At 42.6% G+C, this 22,427-nt stretch carries 17 protein-coding genes and 2 rRNA genes; 15 read left to right on the top strand and 4 right to left on the bottom strand.

The features are described from left to right. The 11 genes from BQ7997_RS11645 to BQ7997_RS11595 all read left to right on the top strand — a co-directional run. Window positions 1-92: ribosomal RNA gene (locus tag BQ7997_RS11645) — 23S ribosomal RNA — on the top strand; the annotation flags it as partial. 100 nt (window positions 93-192) lie between these two features. Further along, window positions 193-303: ribosomal RNA gene (gene rrf, locus BQ7997_RS11640) — 5S ribosomal RNA — on the top strand. Window positions 304-787: 484 nt separating this feature from the next. Further along, window positions 788-1,378, top strand: coding sequence for a V-type ATP synthase subunit E family protein (locus BQ7997_RS11635; protein WP_073346402.1), 591 nt, complete (start codon window positions 788-790; stop codon window positions 1,376-1,378). Window positions 1,379-1,389: 11 nt separating this feature from the next. Beyond that, on the top strand, window positions 1,390-2,232 hold the full coding sequence (locus BQ7997_RS11630; protein WP_073346400.1) for a DUF2764 domain-containing protein: 843 nt from the start codon (window positions 1,390-1,392) through the stop codon (window positions 2,230-2,232). Between the two features lie 17 nt (window positions 2,233-2,249). Next, the gene (locus BQ7997_RS11625; RefSeq protein ID WP_073346397.1) at window positions 2,250-4,007 is read left to right on the top strand and encodes a V-type ATP synthase subunit A; all 1,758 of its coding nucleotides are present in this window, start codon (window positions 2,250-2,252) and stop codon (window positions 4,005-4,007) included. Between the two features lie 33 nt (window positions 4,008-4,040). Beyond that, the gene (locus BQ7997_RS11620; protein WP_044656344.1) at window positions 4,041-5,366 is read left to right on the top strand and encodes a V-type ATP synthase subunit B; all 1,326 of its coding nucleotides are present in this window, start codon (window positions 4,041-4,043) and stop codon (window positions 5,364-5,366) included. 43 nt (window positions 5,367-5,409) lie between these two features. Next, the gene (locus tag BQ7997_RS11615) at window positions 5,410-6,015 is read left to right on the top strand and encodes a V-type ATP synthase subunit D (RefSeq protein WP_004297640.1); all 606 of its coding nucleotides are present in this window, start codon (window positions 5,410-5,412) and stop codon (window positions 6,013-6,015) included. Next, window positions 6,012-7,829 carry a V-type ATP synthase subunit I gene (locus BQ7997_RS11610; protein ID WP_073346394.1) on the top strand — a complete coding sequence of 606 codons (1,818 nt, stop codon included), beginning with the start codon at window positions 6,012-6,014 and terminating at the stop codon, window positions 7,827-7,829. The genes BQ7997_RS11615 and BQ7997_RS11610 overlap by 4 nt, the downstream gene beginning before the upstream one ends. A 55-nt stretch (window positions 7,830-7,884) precedes the next feature. Beyond that, window positions 7,885-8,346, top strand: coding sequence for a V-type ATP synthase subunit K (locus tag BQ7997_RS11605; protein WP_005675599.1), 462 nt, complete (start codon window positions 7,885-7,887; stop codon window positions 8,344-8,346). A gap of 205 nt (window positions 8,347-8,551) precedes the next feature. Then, window positions 8,552-10,213 carry a glycogen/starch synthase gene (locus BQ7997_RS11600; RefSeq protein WP_044654103.1) on the top strand — a complete coding sequence of 554 codons (1,662 nt, stop codon included), beginning with the start codon at window positions 8,552-8,554 and terminating at the stop codon, window positions 10,211-10,213. A gap of 37 nt (window positions 10,214-10,250) precedes the next feature. Further along, window positions 10,251-12,815, top strand: a complete 2,565-nt coding sequence (locus BQ7997_RS11595) for a glycosyltransferase family 1 protein (RefSeq protein WP_044654104.1) — start codon at window positions 10,251-10,253, stop codon at window positions 12,813-12,815. Between the two features lie 140 nt (window positions 12,816-12,955). Here BQ7997_RS11595 and BQ7997_RS11590 read toward each other — a convergent pair whose 3' ends face one another. Next, entirely contained in the window at window positions 12,956-14,056 is a 1,101-nt protein-coding gene (locus BQ7997_RS11590; RefSeq protein WP_022137163.1) for a TlpA disulfide reductase family protein, read from the bottom strand. Between the two features lie 138 nt (window positions 14,057-14,194). Between BQ7997_RS11590 and BQ7997_RS11585 the strand changes: the two genes are divergently transcribed. The 4 genes from BQ7997_RS11585 to BQ7997_RS11570 are packed head-to-tail and all read left to right on the top strand — an operon-like array spanning window position 14,195 to window position 18,556. Then, on the top strand, window positions 14,195-15,586 hold the full coding sequence (locus tag BQ7997_RS11585; RefSeq protein ID WP_097677778.1) for a polyamine ABC transporter ATP-binding protein: 1,392 nt from the start codon (window positions 14,195-14,197) through the stop codon (window positions 15,584-15,586). A gap of 11 nt (window positions 15,587-15,597) precedes the next feature. Then, on the top strand, window positions 15,598-16,398 hold the full coding sequence (locus BQ7997_RS11580; protein WP_022137161.1) for an ABC transporter permease: 801 nt from the start codon (window positions 15,598-15,600) through the stop codon (window positions 16,396-16,398). Further along, on the top strand, window positions 16,392-17,186 hold the full coding sequence (locus tag BQ7997_RS11575) for an ABC transporter permease (RefSeq protein WP_022137160.1): 795 nt from the start codon (window positions 16,392-16,394) through the stop codon (window positions 17,184-17,186). Before BQ7997_RS11580 ends, BQ7997_RS11575 begins: the two co-directional genes overlap by 7 nt. A 32-nt stretch (window positions 17,187-17,218) precedes the next feature. Next, window positions 17,219-18,556 carry an ABC transporter substrate-binding protein gene (locus BQ7997_RS11570; protein WP_073346589.1) on the top strand — a complete coding sequence of 446 codons (1,338 nt, stop codon included), beginning with the start codon at window positions 17,219-17,221 and terminating at the stop codon, window positions 18,554-18,556. Window positions 18,557-18,643: 87 nt separating this feature from the next. Here BQ7997_RS11570 and BQ7997_RS11565 read toward each other — a convergent pair whose 3' ends face one another. From BQ7997_RS11565 to BQ7997_RS11555, 3 genes are all read right to left on the bottom strand, one after another. After that, on the bottom strand, window positions 18,644-19,336 hold the full coding sequence (locus BQ7997_RS11565) for a DNA alkylation repair protein (RefSeq protein WP_073346392.1): 693 nt from the start codon (window positions 19,334-19,336) through the stop codon (window positions 18,644-18,646). 100 nt (window positions 19,337-19,436) lie between these two features. Continuing rightward, window positions 19,437-20,087 carry a DUF4840 domain-containing protein gene (locus BQ7997_RS11560; protein WP_044655087.1) on the bottom strand — a complete coding sequence of 217 codons (651 nt, stop codon included), beginning with the start codon at window positions 20,085-20,087 and terminating at the stop codon, window positions 19,437-19,439. Between the two features lie 176 nt (window positions 20,088-20,263). Next, complete coding sequence (locus BQ7997_RS11555) at window positions 20,264-21,955, bottom strand: hybrid sensor histidine kinase/response regulator transcription factor (RefSeq protein ID WP_073346586.1); 1,692 nt, start codon at window positions 21,953-21,955, stop codon at window positions 20,264-20,266. Between the last annotated feature and the right edge of the window lie 472 nt (window positions 21,956-22,427).

Here is a 22,427-nt window from a genome sequence, read left to right as displayed (position 1 = left end):
GGTCGTCAAAGACGATGACGTTGATAGGATGCAGGTGTAAAGGTGGTAACATCATAGCCGAGCATTACTAATTGCCCGTTCACTTTCTTATCAAGCTTGTACGGGGCGCGATATATACGTTTAGCTGACACAGAAACATCAGAAACAGAAACATAACTTAAAGTTTTACTTTTCATCATGTCATAACCTTCTTCAGGTGGTTATAGCACGAGGGTTCCACCTCTTCCCATTCCGAACAGAGAAGTTAAGCCTCGTCACGCCGATGGTACTGCGTAACAGTGGGAGAGTAGGTAGCCGCCGTTTTTAAGAAGCCCCTTGATTCAACGAAAGAATCAAGGGGCTTTCTGTTTTTATACATCTCATAGTTTGCTCTATATACCTCGTATTTTACTCTATGCACTTTTGTTGTTTACCCTATATTTTCTTTTTTGCTACTGTTTTCTACATGCCCCTCATCTTTTTCTGCCTAAATTCCTTATTTTATTATTTAATCTTTAATATATCCGTTTTAGTATTCCGTTTGTCGTTTTCGGTATTTGCCTGTTTTCAGATGTCTTCTGTATTTCCTATATTTGCTTTCTCGCCTGATAAAATCAGAAAAGTGTCATTTCGTTATAAGAAAGGGGGAAAAACGGAATAAAAACAGTGTATAACTGTGATTTTTTCGCAAGGGAATATTTTTCTTTTCATCTTTCTCTTTTTTATCAAATTGATTTTTGTAAATTTGGCGAGAATCTAAGAAAGGTACACAATTAATACAGTAATAATACTAAATACTCCTGTTGATATGGAAAACAAAATTCAAGAGTTGACCGATAAGATTTATCGTGAAGGCGTGGAAAAAGGAAACGAAGAAGCGCAGAAACTTATCGCGAATGCTCAGGAAGAAGCAAAAAAAATCATTGAGGATGCTCGTAAAGAAGCAGAATCAATTGTAAATTCCTCTCGTAAATCTGCCGATGAATTGGTGGAAAATACAAAATCAGAGTTAAAACTGTTTGCCGGTCAGGCTGTAAACGCACTCAAATCTGAGGTCGCTACTATGGTAACTGACAAGTTAGTAACTACTTCTGTGAAGGATTTCGCACAAGATAAAGATTATCTGAATGCGTTTATCGTTGCATTGGCTTCTAAGTGGAGTATAGACGAACCTATCGTCATCTCGACAGCCGACGCGGAATCACTGAAAAAGTATTTTGCTGCTCATGCAAAAGCTTTGTTGGATAAGGGGGTGACTATACAGCAAGTAAACGGTATCAAAACTTTATTCACTGTTTCTCCGGCGGACGGTTCCTATAAGGTGAACTTCGGAGAAGAAGAATTCATGAATTACTTCAAAGCGTTCTTGCGTCCTCAATTAGTAGAAATGCTATTTTAAAAGAAGCGACTATGAGTAGTAAGTACTATTACTTGGTAGCAGGTTTGCCGGAACTTTCGCTGGAAGACAGCAAACTGAGCTATACAGTAGCCGATTTTAAAACTGAAATCTACCCGGGATTGTCTGCTTCAGACCAGAATTTGATTGACTTGTTTTATCTGAAGTTTGATAATGCGAATGTGCTGAAACTTCTCAAAGATAAAGAAGCCGAAATCGACAAACGGGGAAACTACTCTGCTGCGGAACTCACCGAATATATTTCTATTCTGAGGGAAGGCGGAGAAATCAGCCCCAAAGAATTTCCGGCTTATCTCTCTACATTTATCATCGATTATTTGAATACGCCTGCTGAAAGCACGGCTTTGCACGAAGACCATCTGGCTGCATTGTATTACGAATATGCCATGAAGTGTGGAAATAAGTTTGTTTCTGCCTGGTTTGAATTCAACCTCAACATTAATAATATCCTTGTCGCATTTACAAGCCGTAAATTCAAATGGGATATCGCTTCCAATGTCGTAGGTAACACGGAAGTATGCGAAGCTTTGCGTACGTCGAGTGCCCGCGACTTCGGATTGTCCGGTGAGGTGGAAGTTTTTGAATCGTTGGTGAAAATCAGTGAGATTATGGAATTGGTGGAACGTGAGAAGAAACTCGACGCTTTGCGATGGAACTGGATGGAAGATGCCATCTTCTTTGATTATTTCACCATCGAACGCATTTTCGCTTTCTTGTTGAAGTTGGAAATGATTGAACGGTGGATCTCATTGGATAAGGAGAGAGGAAATCAGTTGTTCAGAAGCATCATCGAATCGTTGAAGAACGAAGTGCAGATCCCTGCAGAATTCAGATAATAAATTATTAAAAATATATGGCAACAAAAGGAACTGTTAGTGGCGTTATTGCCAACATGGTGACCCTCGTCGTTGACGGCCCGGTAGCTCAGAATGAGATTTGTTATATCTCGACCGGTGGCGATAAGTTGATGGCGGAGGTGATTAAGGTTGTAGGTTCACATGTATATGTCCAGGTGTTTGAAAGCACCCGCGGACTGAAGGTGGGCGCCGAAGCCGAATTTACAGGACACATGCTCGAAGTGACATTAGGTCCGGGTATGTTATCGAAAAACTATGATGGTCTGCAGAATGACCTCGACAAGATGGACGGAGTTTTCCTGAAAAGAGGAGAATATACGTATCCGTTGGATAAGGAACGTATGTGGCATTTCGTTCCATTGGCAAATGTCGGCGACAAAGTGCAGGCTTCTGAATGGTTGGGACAGGTAGATGAGAACTTCCAGCCATTGAAGATAATGGCTCCGTTCACAATGGACGGAACGGCTACCGTTAAAACTATCATGCCGGAAGGTGACTATAAGATAGAGGATACGATTGCTATCCTGACGGATGAAGAAGGAAATGATATCCCTGTGACTATGATTCAGAGATGGCCGGTGAAACGTGCCATGACGAACTACAAGGAAAAACCGCGTCCTTTCAAATTGTTGGAAACAGGTGTACGTGTAATCGACACGCTGAACCCGATTGTGGAAGGTGGTACAGGCTTTATCCCCGGTCCGTTCGGTACGGGTAAGACAGTGCTTCAGCACGCCATCTCCAAACAGGCGGAAGCGGATATCGTTATTATCGCTGCTTGCGGCGAGCGTGCGAATGAGGTGGTGGAAATCTTTACGGAGTTCCCCGAACTGGTCGACCCGCACACTGGACGTAAGTTGATGGAGCGTACTATCATCATCGCCAATACTTCCAACATGCCGGTAGCTGCCCGTGAAGCTTCTGTATATACGGCAATGACTTTGGCAGAATATTACCGTTCAATGGGATTGAAGGTGTTGTTGATGGCGGACTCTACTTCCCGCTGGGCGCAGGCTTTGCGTGAGATGTCCAACCGTATGGAAGAGTTGCCTGGACCGGATGCATTCCCGATGGATATTTCGGCTATCATCTCCAACTTCTATGGTCGTGCGGGATATGTGAAACTCAACAATGACGAAACAGGTTCTATTACGTTTATCGGTACGGTATCTCCCGCCGGTGGTAACTTGAAAGAACCGGTAACTGAAAATACGAAGAAAGTAGCCCGTTGTTTCTATGCTTTGGAACAGGATCGTGCCGATAAGAAACGTTATCCGGCTGTGAACCCGATTGATTCTTATTCTAAATATATCGAATATCCGGAATTTGAGGAATATATCAAAAGTCATATCAATGGTGAATGGATTGGTAAGGTAAATGAACTGAAAACACGCTTGCAGCGTGGTAAGGAAATTGCCGAACAGATTAATATCCTTGGTGACGACGGTGTGCCGGTAGAATACCATGTTACTTTCTGGAAATCAGAATTGATCGACTTCGTTATCCTGCAGCAGGATGCTTTCGACGAAATCGACGCGGTAACTCCGATGGAACGTCAGGAAGATATTCTGAATATGATTATCGACATCTGCCATACGGAATTTGAGTTTGATAACTTCAATGATGTAATGGATTACTTCAAGAAGATGATTAACGTATGCAAGCAGATGAACTATTCGAAGTTCAAATCTGAGGAGTATGAAGGATTCCAGCAGCAACTGAAGGAATTGATTGCCGAAAGAAGTGTCAAATAGTAAATAGTAACTAGCTAAATAGTAAATATATAGATGGCAACAAAAGCTTTTCAAAAGATATATACCAAGATTACTCAGATTACGAAGGCTACTTGCTCGCTGAAAGCGACTGGAGTAGGGTATGACGAGCTTGCCACTGTGAACGGAAAACTGGCACAGGTGGTGAAGATTGCCGGTGACGATGTCACTTTGCAGGTATTTGAAGGTACGGAAGGTATTCCTACCAATGCTGAGGTGGTGTTCCTTGGCAAATCGCCTACATTGAAAGTAAGCGAGCAGTTGGCTGGACGTTTTTTCAATGCTTTCGGTGACCCGATTGACGGTGGCCCTGAGATTGAAGGACAGGAAGTGGAAATCGGCGGACCTTCCGTGAATCCGGTTCGACGCAAACAACCGTCGGAACTGATTGCAACCGGTATTGCAGGTATCGACTTGAACAATACACTGGTATCCGGTCAGAAGATTCCGTTCTTCGCCGACCCGGATCAGCCTTTCAACCAGGTTATGGCAAACGTGGCGCTGCGTGCCGAAACGGATAAGATTATCCTGGGCGGTATGGGTATGACGAATGATGACTACCTGTACTTTAAGAATGTGTTCTCTAATGCAGGTGCGCTCGACCGTATCGTGAGTTTCATGAATACGACTGAAAATCCGCCGGTGGAACGTCTGCTGATTCCGGATATGGCACTGACGGCTGCCGAATATTTCGCTGTAAATAATAATGAGAAAGTCCTGGTACTGTTGACGGATATGACCAGTTACGCCGATGCGTTGGCTATCGTATCTAACCGTATGGACCAAATTCCTTCGAAAGACTCAATGCCGGGTTCGCTTTATTCGGATTTGGCGAAGATTTACGAGAAGGCGGTACAGTTCCCTTCGGGCGGTTCTATTACGATTATTGCGGTGACTACGCTGTCCGGTGGCGATATTACGCATGCTGTGCCTGATAATACGGGTTACATCACTGAAGGCCAGTTGTTCCTGCGTCGTGATAGCGATATCGGTAAGGTTATTGTTGACCCGTTCCGTTCGTTGTCCCGTCTGAAACAGTTGGTTACGGGTAAGAAGACGCGTAAAGACCATCCGCAGGTGATGAATGCCGCCGTACGTCTGTATGCTGATGCTGCCAACGCCAAGACGAAGATGGAAAATGGTTTCGACTTGACGAACTACGACGAACGTACATTGGCTTTCGCAAAGGATTATTCTAATCAGTTATTGGCTATTGATGTCAATCTGGATACTACTGAAATGTTGGATGTAGCTTGGGGCTTGTTCGGCAGATACTTCCGTCCGGAAGAAGTGAATATCAAGAAAGACCTTGTTGACCAATATTGGCCAAAAGGCGAATAATAATAAACTTGTAATTAATAATTTATAATTAGTAATTAACAACGTGGCTATAAAGTTTCAATATAACAAAACCTCTCTTCAGCAGCTTGAAAAGCAACTGAAAGTGCGGGTGCGTACGCTTCCTATCATTAAGAATAAGGAAAGTGCCCTCCGCATGGAAGTGAAGCGTTGCAAAACGGAAGCGGCTGATTTGGAGGATAGGCTCGAACAACAGATTCAAGCCTATGAAGCCATGTTCGCCCTTTGGAATGAGTTTGACGCTTCATTAATAAAGGTAAATGATGTTCATCTTGGTGTAAAGAAGATTGCGGGTGTACGCGTGCCGTTGCTCGAAAATGTAGAATTCGAGATACGTCCGTACAGTATGTTTAACGCTCCCAAGTGGTATGCCGATGGTATCCACCTTTTAGAGGAGCTTGCTCATACGGCTATTGAACGTGAATTCATGCTCGCCAAGCTGAATTTGTTAGAACATGCAAGGAAAAAGACCACTCAGAAAGTGAATCTTTTTGAGAAGGTTCAGATACCGGGCTATCAGGATGCATTGCGAAAGATTAAGCGATTTATGGAAGATGAAGAAAACCTGTCGAAATCTTCGCAAAAGATCATGAAGTCCCATCAAGAAAAAAGGAAGGAGGTAGAGGCATGATTACAAAAATGAAGAAACTCACATTCCTGGTTTATCACAAGGAGCACGAAGGATTCCTGAACAGCCTGCGCGAACTTGGTGTGGTTCACATTGTGGAGAAGCAGCAAGGCGTTGCCGATAACTCGGAGCTGCAAGAGAATATCCGTCTTTCCAACCGTTTGGCAGCTACTTTGAAATTGCTTCAGAATCAGAAGCACGAAAAGAATGCCGTGATTGCTACGGAAGGTGGAACGGCTGCCCGCGGTATGCAAGTACTGGACGAAGTGGACGCTTTGCAGACGGAACACGGAAAGTTGTCCCAGCAGCTACAAAGCTATGCGAAAGAGAAAGAAGCACTGGAAGCTTGGGGTAACTTTGAGCCGGACGGTATTCGAAAACTGAAAGAGGCCGGTTATGTGATTGGTTTCTATAGCTGTTCGGAAGGTAACTATAAAGAAGAGTGGGAGACGGAATACAATGCAATGGTTGTGAACCGCATTTCTTCCAAAGTCTTCTTCGTGACCGTAACGAAAGCCGGACAAGAAATAGACTTGGACGTGGAGCAGGCGAAACTTCCTGCATACTCTCTGTCGCGTCTTGAAACGCTTTATGATACCACTGAACAGGCGATTGAAGAGAACGAAAAGAAACTCGTTGCACTTTCCGAAGCGGATGTTCCTTCTTTGAAGGCGGCTTTGAAAGAGTTGCAGAGTCAGATTGAATTCTCCAAAGTCGTATTGAGTTCTGAACAGGCTGCCGGTGATAAACTGATGTTGATTGAAGGATGGGCACCTGCTTATAGTAAGGTAGAGATAGAAGCTTATCTGAATGACGCACATGTATATTATGAGATTACCGATCCGATGCCGGGTGACGATGTTCCTATTCGATTGAACAATAAGGGATTCTTTGCCTGGTTCGAGCCGATTTGCAAGTTGTATATGCTTCCGAAGTATAATGAACTGGACTTGACTCCGTTCTTTGCTCCGTTCTTTATGGTATTCTTCGGACTCTGTCTGGGAGACTCGGGATACGGACTTTTCCTGTTCCTGGGAGCTACGGCATATCGCTTACTGGCAAAGAAGGTAACTCCGTCAGCGAAGTCGATTATATCATTGATACAAGTTTTGGCGGTTTCAACCTTCTTCTGCGGTCTGCTGACAGGTACGTTCTTCGGAGCGAACATCTATGATTTGGACTGGCCTATCGTTCAACGTCTGAAACATGCTGTCCTGATGGATAACAATGATATGTTCCAGTTGTCGTTGATATTGGGAGTTGTTCAGATTCTGTTCGGTATGGTGCTGAAAGCAGTGAATCAGACGATTCAGTTTGGTTTCAAATATGCGGTGGCAACAATCGGATGGATTCTTCTGCTGGTTTCATTGGCTGTTTCGGCTCTGTTGCCGAAAGTATTACCGATGGGAGGCACGGTACATCTCGTTATTCTGGGTATTTCGGCCGCTATGATATTCCTTTATAACAGTCCGGGAAAGAATATTTTCATGAATATCGGACTGGGATTATGGGATTCATACAACATGGCTACCGGTTTGCTTGGAGATGTCCTGTCATACGTTCGTCTGTTTGCCCTCGGTCTTTCCGGCGGTATTCTGGCGGGAGTATTCAACAGCCTGGCAGTAGGTATGAGCCCGGATAATGCAATAGCAGGACCTATCGTGATGGTGCTGATTTTCGTTATCGGTCATGCAATCAATATCTTTATGAATGTGCTCGGTGCCATGGTTCACCCGATGCGTCTGACGTTCGTCGAGTTCTTCAAGAACTCCGGATACGAAGGTGGTGGCAAGGAGTACAAACCTTTTAGAAATTAGAATTTGAAGATTAAAATTAAAGTAAGAATTAAACAATAAAAAATAGAATAAGATTATGGAAATGAATTTGTTTATTGCCTATATTGGCATCGCAGTTATGGTTGGTTTGTCAGGCATTGGTAGTGCTTACGGAGTAACTATTGCAGGTAACGCTGCTATCGGAGCATTGAAGAAGAATGATAGTGCATTCGGTAACTTCCTGGTATTGACAGCCCTTCCGGGTACACAGGGACTTTACGGTTTTGCCGGTTACTTTATGTTCCAGACTATTTTCGGTATCCTGACTCCTGAGATTACAGCTATCCAGGCATCGGCAGTGCTTGGCGCAGGTATCGCTTTGGGTTTGGTTGCCTTGTTCTCAGCTATCCGTCAGGGACAGGTTTGTGCCAACGGTATCGCTGCTATCGGTCAGGGACACAACGTATTTAGCAATACATTGATTCTTGCCGTATTCCCGGAACTTTATGCTATCGTAGCTTTGGCGGCAACCTTCTTGATTGGTAGCGCTCTCGCATAATTTTTTCTGCGGGATTATTCCCGTTAAAAAAACATTCAATCCCCTTGCTAATGCAGCTTTGCATTGGCAAGGGGATATTCTTTTCTTACTGCAAACGAACGTTTCTTTCCTCTTCTTAAATCATATTTTTTGTATAAAGTATTATTTTTCAAAGAATAATGCGTACTTTTGCACTCGCATACTAAAAAGAGTTTTAATATATTATATGGTAAAAGATTTATTAACCCCCGATTATATCTTCGAGTCCAGCTGGGAAGTATGTAATAAAGTGGGAGGGATATACACCGTCTTGTCGACACGGGCAAATACATTGCAGGAAAAGTTCCGTGACAGAATTTTTTTCATAGGTCCTGATGTGTGGCAAGGAAAAGAGAACCCTCTATTCATCGAGTCGGATAACCTATGTGCTGCCTGGAAAAAGCATGCACTTGAAAATGACGAACTTTCCGTCCGTGTAGGACGATGGAACATCCCCGGTGAACCCATAGTCATTCTAGTCGATTTCCAACCTTTTTTTGAGAAAAAAGACGATATATACACAGAAATGTGGAATCGTTTTCAAGTAGATTCGTTGCACGCTTATGGCGATTACGACGAAGCTTCCATGTTTTCGTATGCTGCGGGCAGAGTGGTGGAGAGTTTCTATCACTACAACCTGACAGAAACGGATAAGGTGGTATATCAGGCTCATGAATGGATGACAGGAATGGGAGCACTTTATGTACAAGAAGCTGTGCCCGAGGTGGCGACTATTTTTACGACCCATGCTACTTCCATCGGTCGGTCGATTGCAGGTAATCATAAGCCGTTGTATGACTATTTGTTTGCCTATAACGGTGATCAGATGGCTCAGGAACTGAATATGCAATCGAAACACTCGATTGAAAAACAGACAGCACATTATGTGGATTGCTTCACCACGGTCAGCGAAATCACCAACAACGAATGTAAGGAACTGCTGGACAAGCCGGCGGATGTAGTCCTTATGAACGGTTTTGAGGATGATTTTGTGCCGAAAGGAAGTACATTCACCGGAAAACGTAAACGTGCGCGTTCCCTGATGCTGAATGTAGCGAATAAATTACTGGGAACAAATCTGGGTGACGATACGTTAATTGTCGGAACCAGTGGACGATATGAGTTCAAGAACAAGGGAATTGATGTATTTCTGGAATCATTGAACCGCTTGAACAGGGATAAGAACCTGCATAAGAATGTATTGGCATTTATCAATGTGCCCGGTTGGGTAGGCGATCCCCGTGAAGATTTGCAGGAACGTCTGAAGAGCAAGGATAAGTTCGATACTCCGCTCGAAGTGCCGTTCATTACCCATTGGCTGCATAATATGACGCATGACCAGGTGTTGGATATGCTGAAATATCTAGGAATGGGAAATCGTCCGGAAGATAAGGTGAAAGTTATTTTCGTACCTTGCTATCTGGACGGCCGCGACGGTATCATGAACAAGGAGTATTATGATATATTACTGGGACAGGATTTGAGTGTCTATGCTTCTTATTATGAACCTTGGGGATATACCCCATTGGAAAGCGTAGCATTCCATGTGCCGACAATCACTACCGATCTGGCCGGATTCGGACTTTGGGTGAATAGCCTGAAAAACCAGCATGGTATCAATGATGGGGTAGAGGTGCTTCATCGTTCGGACTACAATGACTCGGAAGTAGCGGATGGTATCAAAGATACGATTACGCTGTTTGCGGACAAGACGGAAAAAGAAGTGAAGGAAATTCGCAAGCATGCCGCTGAAGTGGCGGAACAAGCTTTGTGGAAACACTTTATACAATATTACTATGAGGCTTACGACATTGCCCTGCGCAATGCTATGAAGCGTCAATTGAGTTAAGGTAAAATTTATTCATCAATAAGTAAATAAAAACATTATGAAAATTAAAGTTAGTAATGTGAATACTCCCAACTGGAAAGAGGTTACTGTAAAATCACGTATACCGGAAGAGTTGGAGAAGTTGTCTGAAATCGCACGCAACATTTGGTGGGCATGGAATTTTGAAGCGACTGAACTGTTTAGAGATCTAGATCCGGAACTTTGGAAAGAATGTGGACAGAACCCGGTGCTGCTGTTGGAACGCATGAGCTATGAAAAGCTGGAAGCTCTGGCAAAAGACAAGGTGATTCTGCGAAGAATGAATGAAGTTTATACGAAATTCAGAGATTACATGGATGTGAAGCCGGATGAACAGCGTCCGTCTGTAGCCTATTTCAGCATGGAATATGGCTTGAGCAGCGTCCTGAAAATATATTCCGGTGGTTTGGGTGTGTTGGCCGGTGACTATTTGAAAGAAGCTTCCGACAGCAATGTGGATTTGTGCGCGGTAGGTTTCTTGTATCGTTACGGTTACTTTACCCAAACGTTGTCCATGGACGGACAGCAGATCGCAAACTACGAAGCACAGAACTTCGGTCAGCTTCCTATCGACCGCGTAATGGACGCAGACGGCAAGCCGTTGGTAGTAGACGTTCCTTATTTGGATTATTATGTTCACGCTAACGTATGGCGTGTTAATGTAGGACGTATTTCTTTGTATCTGTTGGATACGGACAATGAAATGAACAGTGAGTTCGACCGTCCTATCACTCACCAACTTTATGGTGGCGACTGGGAAAATCGCCTGAAACAGGAAATCCTGTTGGGTATCGGTGGTATCCTGACGCTGAAGGCATTGGGTATCAAGAAAGATATTTATCACTGTAATGAAGGACATGCTGCATTGATTAATGTTCAGCGTATCTGTGACTACGTAGCTACCGGATTGACATACGATCAGGCTATCGAGCTGGTTCGTGCTTCTTCTCTTTATACGGTTCATACACCGGTTCCGGCAGGACACGACTATTTTGACGAAGGCTTGTTCGGTAAATATATGAGTGGCTATCCTGCAAGAATGGGTATCACTTGGGACGACTTGATGGATCTCGGACGTAACAATCCGGGTGATAAGGGCGAACGTTTCTGTATGTCTGTCTTTGCTTGCAACACTTCTCAGGAAGTGAACGGTGTAAGCTGGCTGCACGGAAAAGTCTCTCAGGAAATGTTCTCTTCTATCTGGAAAGGTTATTTCCCCGAAGAAAGCCACGTAGGATATGTGACGAACGGTGTTCACTTCCCGACTTGGAGCGCTACGGAATGGAAAGAACTGTACTTTAAATATTTCAACGAAAACTTCTGGTTCGACCAGTCTAATCCTAAAATTTGGGAAGCTATCTACAATGTACCCGATGAAGAGATTTGGAAGACTCGTATGACGATGAAGAATAAGCTGGTTGACTATATCCGCAAGTCATTCCGCGATACTTGGTTGAAGAACCAGGGCGATCCCTCACGTATCGTTTCGCTGATGGATAAAATCAATCCGAACGCATTGCTGATCGGTTTCGGCCGTCGTTTTGCTACTTACAAACGTGCGCACCTGTTGTTTACTGACTTGGAACGTCTTTCCAAGATTGTGAACAATCCTGACTATCCGGTACAGTTCCTGTTTACAGGTAAGGCTCACCCGCACGATGGAGCAGGACAGGGCTTGATTAAACGTATCATCGAAATCTCCCGTCGTCCTGAATTCCTGGGTAAGATTATCTTCCTCGAAAACTACGATATGCAGTTGGCTCGTCGTCTGGTTTCAGGTGTTGATATTTGGTTGAATACTCCGACCCGTCCGTTGGAAGCATCCGGTACATCTGGCGAAAAGGCATTAATGAACGGTGTTGTCAATTTCTCCGTATTGGACGGATGGTGGCTGGAAGGTTACCGCGAAGGTGCAGGTTGGGCGTTGACTGAAAAACGTACTTACCAGAATCAAGAACACCAGGATCAATTAGATGCTGCTACTATTTACAGTATTCTTGAGACAGAAATCATGCCGTTGTACTATGCCCGCAACAAAAAGGGATATTCGGAAGGCTGGATCAAGGTTGTGAAGAATTCTATCGCGCAGATTGCTCCTCACTATACAATGAAACGTCAGTTGGATGACTACTTTAGCAAATTCTATTGCAAACAGGCAAAACGCTTTGCGTCTTTGTCTGCCGATAACAATGCAAAAGCAAAAGAAATCGCAGCTTGGAAAGAAGAAGTGGTTGCTAAATGGGATTCTATCGAAATCGTGTCTTCAGATACAGTGGAAGAACTGAAGAAAGGCGACATCGAAAGCGGAAAAGAATATACTATCACTTACGTAATCGATGAGAAAGGCTTGAATGATGCAGTAGGACTTGAACTGGTAACGACATATACGACTGCCGACGGTAAACAACATGTTTACTCAGTAGAACCGTTCAACGTAATCAAGAAAGAAGGCGATTTGTACACATTCCAGGTTAAACATAGCTTGTCGAATGCAGGTAGCTTCAAGGTGGCTTATCGTATGTTCCCGAAGAACCCGGATCTTCCGCATCGTCAGGACTTCTGCTACGTGCGTTGGTTTGTCTGATTAATTGAGAATAAAGTAGGGAGAGTAAATCTCCCTGCTGTTTTCATAGATAAAATTAGCCCCTGCAATCTTAAAGAATGCAGGGGCTAAATTTTTATCATCAAGAGACTGTCTCCAGAACGAAACAGTCTTTGCTTCTTTTATTTTACTGCTTCTGCTATTTTAGCTTGAAGCTCTTCTCCGTGCAGGCCGCGAGCGATAATCGTACCGTCACCGTCGATCAACACTGTGTGAGGGATGCTGTTTATAGCGTAAAGTTGTGCACCTTCACTTTGCCAGAATTTCAAGTCGGACATTTGCGGCCAAGTCATGTTCAGTTTCTTGATAGATTCTTTCCACGCAGCACCGTCTTGGTCGAGAGATACACCTACAATTTCAAAGTTTTTGCCTTTGTATTTAGCGTAAGCTTCTACCAGGTTAGGCATTTCGCGACGGCAAGGACCGCACCAGCTAGCCCAGAAGTCTACCAATACCACTTTGCCTTTACCTACGTAATCAGACAGTTTCACAGCTTTTCCGTCAGGAGTCTGCATTTCGAAATCAATGAACTTGGTACCTACGGCAGTCTTTTTCTGCTTTTCGGTCAGCTCTTTGATTTTTACGATTGCTTCATCGTTTTGCAAGTTAGCCGGAACCTGTTGCAGTAATGCTTCGTTTTCGGCAGTAGAGTTATTGTAGAAAGTCTGTTTGAACAAGAATACGCCGACCGGGTTGGTGATGTTTTTCTGTACAGCTTCCTTAAATGCGTTTTCGTACTGTTCCTGCAACTCTGCTCCTTCTTTTTGCTTGGCTTCTTTCTGTTCGTCGCTCAAGGTAGTGTCACCCATTGATTCATAGATGCCATTCATTTTCTTGCTGATGTCATTGATTTTGGCTCTGAGTTCCTGGTAAGCGTCGTTGTTGGCAGTACCGGTAACAGAATCATCATCTTTGCCTAACGTGACATTGATTTTTCCGTTTTCGAGGAAGAAATCAACCATCAACGGTGTTCCGTTTACTTCACAAGTGACATAACGGCTGACAACAGAATCTTGTGTACCTTCAAAGGTAAAAGTACCTTTTTTGATAACAGCAGTATCGAGTTTAGTCAAATTTCGACCTGTAGCTTCCTGAAGATAAACGGTGTCACCATCGGCTGCGCCCTCTACTGTACCTGTAACAACGTAACCAGCTTTGTTACCGGTACAAGCTACCATACCCAGGGCGGCTGTTGCGATAACTAAATAAGTTAATTTTTTCATGCTTTTGTAAGATTAGTGAATAAATATTTATGCAAAGATAGATTATTTTTCTCTCGAGCATCGAAAAACACTGTTATATTAGATTAACACGTAGGTGAAAACCGCAGAAATGTGTACCTTTGCAGCCCAAACTTTAGTATGAATATGCAAGAAGATAAATCCATCATTGAGGTAAGCCATGTCTCGAAGTTTTTCGGCGAGAAAACAGCATTGGATGATGTGACACTGAACGTGAAAAAGGGCGAGTTTGTCACGATACTCGGACCTTCTGGTTGCGGTAAAACCACGTTGTTGCGTCTCATAGCCGGTTTTCAGACAGCTTCGGAAGGCGAAATCCGAATTTCGGGGATGGAAATCACACAAACTCCGCCCCACAAGCGTCCGGTAAATACGGTATTCCAGAAATATGCCCTGTTCCCGCATTTGAATGTTTACGACAATATCGCTTTCGGCTTGAAGCTGAAAAAAACACCGAAACAGACCATTGGGAAGAAAGTGAAAGCTGCTCTGAAGATGGTGGGTATGACGGATTATGAATACCGCGATGTTGATTCCCTTTCTGGTGGTCAGCAGCAGCGTGTAGCCATCGCCCGTGCCATTGTCAACGAGCCGGAAGTGTTGCTTCTGGATGAACCGCTGGCAGCACTTGACCTGAAAATGCGTAAGGATATGCAGATGGAACTCAAAGAAATGCATAAATCTCTGGGAATCACATTTGTCTATGTCACTCATGACCAGGAAGAGGCGCTTACGCTGAGTGATACTATTGTCGTGATGAGTGAGGGAAAGATTCAGCAGATCGGTACGCCGATTGATATTTATAACGAGCCTATCAATTCTTTTGTCGCGGACTTTATCGGAGAAAGTAACATCTTGAATGGTACGATGATTCATGACAAACTGGTACGCTTCTGCGATACGGAGTTTGAATGTGTGGACGAAGGATTTGGTGAGAATACACCGGTTGATGTGGTGATTCGTCCGGAAGATTTATATATTTTCCCGGTTTCGGATATGGCACAGTTGACAGGAGTGGTGCAGACTTCCATATTCAAAGGCGTGCATTATGAGATGACCGTGCTTTGCGGCGGCTATGAATTCCTTGTGCAGGATTACCATCATTTTGAGGTCGGAGCGGAAGTCGGTCTGTTGGTGAAGCCGTTCGATATCCATATTATGAAGAAAGAGCGTGTCTGCAATACTTTTGAAGGAAAGTTACTGGATGCCACTCATGTGGAATTCCTCGGTTGTAACTTTGAATGTGCTTCGGTGGAAGGTATTGAACCCGAAACGAATGTCAAAGTGGAAGTGGATTTCGACAAGGTAATTCTTCAGGATAATGAAGAAGACGGAACATTGACGGGTGAAGTGAAATTTATCCTTTATAAGGGTGACCATTATCATTTGACGGTGTTCTCCGACTGGGACGAGAATGTGTTTGTAGATACGAATGACGTGTGGGACGACGGCGACCGTGTAGGTATTACCATCCCCCCGGATGCAATTCGTGTAATTAAAATAACCGATTAACAGGAAAGGAAGTGAATAAGAGGTTTTTGGTCTTTTTGTCATCACGTAAGAGTTGGACTCTCCCTTACATTATTTTTTCGGCGATCTTTGTGGTCATACCGTTGTTCTTGATTGTTGTGTATGCGTTTACTGACGATAACGGTCATTTGACACTCGCCAATTTTCAGAAGTTCTTCGAACATCCCGAAGCAATCAATACCTTTGTCTATTCTATAGGCATTGCTATTATTACCACCCTTGTTTGTCTTTTGCTGGGTTATCCTGCTGCCTGGATACTAAGCAACAGTAAGCTGAACCGTTCCAAGACGATGGTCGTCCTGTTTATTCTTCCGATGTGGGTGAATATCCTGGTGCGTACTTTGGCTACGGTCGCTTTATTCGACTTTTTCAGTGTACCGTTGGGTGAGGGGGCTTTGATATTCGGTATGGTGTACAACTTTATCCCCTTTATGATTTATCCTATTTATAACACGTTGCAGAAGATGGATCATAGTTATATCGAAGCTGCGCAGGATTTGGGTGCCAACCCCGTACAGGTCTTTCTGAAGGCAGTTCTTCCGCTTTCCATGCCGGGGGTGATGAGTGGCATTATGATGGTGTTTATGCCGACTATATCGACTTTTGCCATTGCCGAGCTGTTGACGATGAACAATATCAAGCTGTTCGGTACGACGATTCAGGAGAACATCAATAACAGTATGTGGAATTATGGAGCGGCGCTTTCGCTTATTATGTTGCTGCTGATTGCCGCTACTTCTTTGTTTAGCACTGACGATAAAGACAACTCTAACGAAGGAGGTGGGCTATGGTAAAGAAAATATTTGCGCAGGCTTACTTGTGGATATTGCTGTTGTTGCTTTATTCTCCTATCGTGATTATCATCATCTATTCCTTCACCGAAGCGAAAGTGTTGGGCAACTGGACAGGTTTTTCTACCAAACTTTATACTTCGCTTTTCACCACAGGCACGCATCATTCCTTGATGAATGCACTGATTAATACGATCACTATTGCCCTGTTGGCTGCAACTGCTTCTACCTTGTTGGGGAGCGTAGCTGCTATCGGCATCTTTAATTTGAAATCCCGTTCGCGCAAAGCGATTAGTTTTGTGAATAGTATTCCTATTCTGAATGGAGATATTATTACGGGTATTTCGCTTTTTCTTCTATTTGTTTCTTTGGGAATCACACAAGGATATACAACTGTAGTGCTTGCGCACATCACATTTTGTACGCCTTACGTTGTGTTAAGTGTCCTGCCGCGTCTGAAGCAGATGAATCCGAATATTTATGAAGCTGCCCTCGATTTGGGAGCAACTCCCATGCAAGCCTTGTGGAAAGTCATTGTACCGGAGATTCGTCCGGGAATGATTAGCGGCTTCATGCTTGCGTTGACACTGTCTATTGACGATTTTGCCGTAACTGTGTTTACTATCGGTAATCAAGGTTTGGAGACGCTTTCCACTTATATTTACGCTGATGCCCGCAAAGGTGGTCTGACACCGGAACTTCGCCCGCTTTCCGCTATTATTTTTGTAGTAGTGCTGGCGTTGCTTATCGCGATCAATTACCGTGCAGGGAAAGCGAAGAAAAAAGATTAATGGATTACTAAATGTGCTACTACGTAAATAATATGAAAAGAATAATTCCTGTTATCCTGTTATTGTTGAGTCTGGCCGGATGTTATAACTCCGGCGAACCCCGTGAGCGGGTTCTCAAAATCTATAACTGGGCGGATTATATCGGAGATAGTGTACTCGAAGATTTTCAGGCGTATTATAAGGAGCAGACGGGCGAAAATATCCGCATCGTTTACCAGACATTCGACATCAACGAGATTATGTTGACGAAGATCGAGAAAGGGCATGAAGATTTTGACGTGGTTTGTCCTTCGGAATATATCATTGAACGTATGTTGAAGAAGCATTTGCTTCTGCCTATTGACACGAATTTTGCCCATTCTCCCAATTATATGAATAATGTGTCTCCGTTTATTCGTGAGCAAATCAATAAATTGAGCCAGCCGGGAGAGGAAGCGAGCCGCTATGCGGTGTGCTATATGTGGGGAACGGCGGGGCTTCTGTACAATCGTGCTTATGTTCCCGATTCGGTTGCGGCATCCTGGGATTGTCTCTGGAATAAGAAGTATGCCGGAAAAATCCTGATGAAAGATAGTTATCGCGATGCTTACGGTACGGCTATCATCTATGCGCATGCCAAGGAATTGGAAGAGGGGACAGTGACAGTGGAAGAACTGATGAACGACTATTCTCCACGTGCGATGGAACTGGCGGAAAAGTATCTGAAAGCGTTGAAGCCGAATATAGCAGGTTGGGAAGCTGACTTCGGTAAGGAGATGATGACGAAGAATAAGGCTTGGCTGAATATGACCTGGAGCGGTGATGCGATATGGGCGATTGAAGAAGCTAATGCGGTAGGAGTGGACTTGGATTATGAAGTTCCTAAAGAAGGAAGCAATATATGGTATGACGGTTGGGTGATTCCGAAATATGCGAAGAATCCGAAAGCGGCCAGTTACTTTATCAATTTCATGTGTCGCCCGGATATCGCTTTGAGAAATATGGATTTCTGCGGATATGTAAGTTCGATTGCTACTCCCGAGATTTTGGAAGAGAAGACCGATACGACACTTGCCTATTTTGCCGATTTGAGCTATTTTTTCGGGCCGGGTGCCGATAGCATACAGATTGATAAGATACAATACCCCGACCGCAAAGTGGTGGAACGATGTGCTATGATCCGTGATTTTGGCGACAAGACGAAAGAAGTGCTTGATATTTGGTCACGTATCAAGGGAGATAATTTGGGAGTGGGTATAACTATTCTTATTTTCGTTGTCGTTGCTTTGATGAGCGGTTGGATGATATATAAGAGATGGCAACGTTACAGTCGTCAGAAGCAACAGAACCGCAGAAGCAGAAGAAAAAAGGTAAAGAGGAATCAACGTTAATTCCTTCGGATATATATTGAAAATGAAATAGCCCGGTGAACAGAATGTTGATAGCAGAATGTTCATCGGGCTATTTTTATATTGTCATTATCGCCGTTTCATGTTTCGGAGTACGTCTTTAGTTTCTTTATCTACGCGAAGCGATTCGATTGTTTTCTGCAATGATTTATTATAAGTCCAGTTATCCAGTTTACTCTGTTTCAGATATTCCATTGTCTTTTCGGGGAACTTGATGAAGCAGATGGATATCATCCAAGCCATAGCCATACGTGCATAATAAGCATCATGGCAGAATGAGTCTGCGTATGTCAGCAATGAGTCGATATGGTCTTTATCCACATAATGGAAAAGCATCACAATACCGAATCGTATTTCAAATTCTTTGGGGGATGTCAGATAAGGCTGAATGAATTGCCATACAACTTCTTTTCCTTTTTTTGCAGCAGTCTTCAGTTCTCCGCAAAAGATGTCGCATACAGCCCAGTTATCAATGCGGGGAACGAACATGCTGACGTATTTCAGTCGTTCGTCAAGTTCCATTTTGGCTAATCCGATAACCATTCCTTGAAGCATTGTTTCCTCATAAAACTTGGTATCGGTTGCTTCCACAAATATGCGCCAATCTTCTCTCTTAGCGATTTCTTTTGCCAGTATCCGTAGTTGCGGAATACGTACACCGAGAATATTTTCGGTTCCGGGGACTAAGGCGGAATGAAATTCCTGATACTTGGAATCTACTAAAGTCTGCAATTCTTTTCGAATGTTTTCCGTTGTAGTCATTTTGTTATAGTTGGGTTATTTCACAAAGGTATAAAAAAAGAGCATGCCTTGCGCACAGGCATACTCCATTTTAGCTTTTTCTTTCAATAATAGGTTTGTATTACTTCTTGACCATGTCGAAAGTAAATGTTGTAACCGGGAAATCAGGGAAATCTGCTTCTCCGATTTTTACTCCTGTTGCTTTGATAACGAATGCCAGTTTTTTGCCTTCATAAACGTAGACACCGTTCTTTTCAGCTTCGATAGTCACTTTGATAAGCATTTCAGGGTCTTGCCCTTCTTCTTGTACTTGGGTCGGGATAGTGAGTTTGATTTCTAAAGGTTCAGGTTTTAGTTGAAGCAGGATATTTGCTTTATTTTCATCAAAAGTCGGTGTATAAGGGATATTGTAGTTAATATCGCCTATATTTTCGATGATGACTCCGGCATTTTCTTCACCGACAATGCTTTTAATCAGGTCATCAACCGGAAGTTTCTTAATCATAATCTGATTGTCTTTTACTTCGGCAGTAACTTGAGCTCCTGCCGGTTCTTCTCCCTCTTCAGCATTTTCCTGAGGATTGACGGCTGCGGACTCCGTCAGCATTGTACCGGAATAATTACCATCAACATCTTTAAGGGAATATACAGGAATGTCCGAATCGTCGTCACTGCTACACGCAGTAAAAGAAGTTACCATGCTCAATGCCATTGCGAATAAGACAAAGCGGTTAAAACAACAAACTTTTTTCATTTTAGTTAAAGTTTTCATACTGTTTAAAAAATTAGATTATTAATTTCAAAATTAAGGTGTACGTACATAGTGTAAATGCTACGATTAATAAAATACTGCATGAAGAAATAAAATAAAGAGAGAATCCTTCATATGAGTACTATGATGTAGACCCCTGTTCATGGGATCTTCGGATATATAAGTTTGTTCTTGTCTTATTGTTTTTTCATGATAGACTCGCTTGGCGTTATTCCAAAATACTCTTTGTATTTATGACGGAAGTTTTTGAGGCTCTTCAACCCGATCATTTCCGGAAGAACATTGACAGAGTATTTTCCGCTTTCCAATAGTTCACGCGCTTTTTCCATACGGATCCGGTAAATGAAGTACTTGGGTGCTTCTCCTGTCAGTACTTTCCATTTATTAAAAAAAGCAGTTCTGCTCATATATAGTTCTGAGGCGATTTCGTCTATTGTCAGATTTTCCTTGTCTATATTCCTTTGAATAAATTCTTTTACTTGGTTGATAAATACGTACTTATCCTCATTGGGGTTTTCCTCTTCCTCAACTTCCAGAAATTGCTTCCCGAATATTTTTTGCAGGAATGATTTTCTGAGGAAACGGTTGTTCCTGATAAGGACATTCATTTCTATCTTTAAATCTTCGATATGAAAGGGCATATATAAGAATATGTCAGCTAGGGAACTTTCTCTTTTGCTGCGTTGTCCTATATCCATATGTGAGCCGTAGAGGATAATGGGGATGACGGATGTTTCTCCCGATGTTTTTAGTCTTGACGATAGTTCGTTACCGTACATTCCATGGAGCATAATGTCGCAAATCACTAAATCTGGGTATTCCTCTTTTATACATTCTAAGGCGTCCAAACCGTTTTCGAAGCTTCTTATAATAAAATCCTTTGATAAACGTTCTTCCAGATACAACCTGAATTCTTTGTTGCTGTCAGCAAGTACGACCAGCGGTTTGGCGGAATTTCTCTTTTGTGTATCCTTGCCGGACAAGGCATCTATTTGTTCTTCTGCCGGATTTGCCGCGATTTGCGTGCCGGCATGTTGACGAACATTTCCCGTCGGATCTTTTGAAGGGAATTTTAGGGTAATAGTGCGGTTGGAATGGTTAATCAGAATCTTTCCATTACACATTTTTATCAGCCTTTTGCAGAATATATTTTTGGCAAAATTGTATTCGACTTCTTTTTTCCGTTGGAATAGCTGCCACTTTTTACATTTATAGCATTGAAGTAACTTTTTATTTTCGAAACCAGTAATTTGTATTTGCCAGTTTTGGGAATTTGAGGTGATTAGCAGGGTTATCGTTTTTTTTTGTCCGGTATGGTCTATGGCATTTTTTATGAATTTGTCAATGACCGGAGATATTTTGCTTGGGTCGAACCACGCACTGGCGTAATTAAAGTCAGTTTTAATGTCCAGCCCAACCATGTTGTTGGCAGCATGTGCCTTCAAAGAAGTGACTCGGCTTTTGATAAATATTCCCAGTTCATATTCTGAGGAATCCAACTTTTCAGAGTTTGCGAACAATTGCTTTAAATTCATCAACCTCGTTAAATGTATGTTGAGGTAATCTATGTTTTGGATAGCTACTGATAACTCTTTCCTGATATTTTCGGGGCAAATATCATTACATGCTATTTTCAATGGGGTATGAACCAGTGTAAGCGGGGCACGGATGTTCTCGAAAGAGTCTATAAAGTACTGGCTTCCTTCTTTGAGAAGATTTTTTTCTTTCTGTATCATAATGATACGCGTTATAATCCAATAAATAGAGATTCCTCCTGCCAGAAGTATGGAGGTGAAATTAAATTGATAAAGAATAAGTACTGTCATGGCACTGGAAACGAGGGGCGACGTTTGTAATAAGTATTTCATATTATATTTTTTAGTGACGTCACTCAGATGAAATAGACCCGTTACTTTCGTTTGAGGAAAAAAGAGGAAATTCACTATCTTGATATTTTGAATCATTTTTTTTGAAAGAAACGGTGAATATCCTCTAAGTAACAATTATTAATCAGTTTTATTGGTTGAATATTGTTTGGGCTACTTTAGATGTGTAGGGGAGCGTATGTATTTCCTCATATATCAACTGAAAAGATGATGGAGATTAGGTTTTTATAAGAAGGGATGATTGGTCTATTTTTACGAAGTAAAAATAATGATAAGTTCTAATAAGTAGATACTGTTGTCAGTCTTGAATACTGATTTGTTGCTGTATGGTGTTAAGAGTGCGTGAAATGGTATAGTTATATTGTGATTTGTTGGTAATATGCATACTTTACCAAAATTATCAGGTTAATTTAAAGTATTCTATAGCATGAATTAATAAATTCCGGCTTTCTAT

Origin of the sequence: Bacteroides congonensis (assembly GCF_900130125.1) — a bacterium.
Classification (GTDB): Bacteria; Bacteroidota; Bacteroidia; order Bacteroidales; family Bacteroidaceae; genus Bacteroides; species Bacteroides congonensis.
Note: the sequence above shows the minus strand (reverse complement) of the source record. Positions and strands in the feature narration are given on the sequence as shown.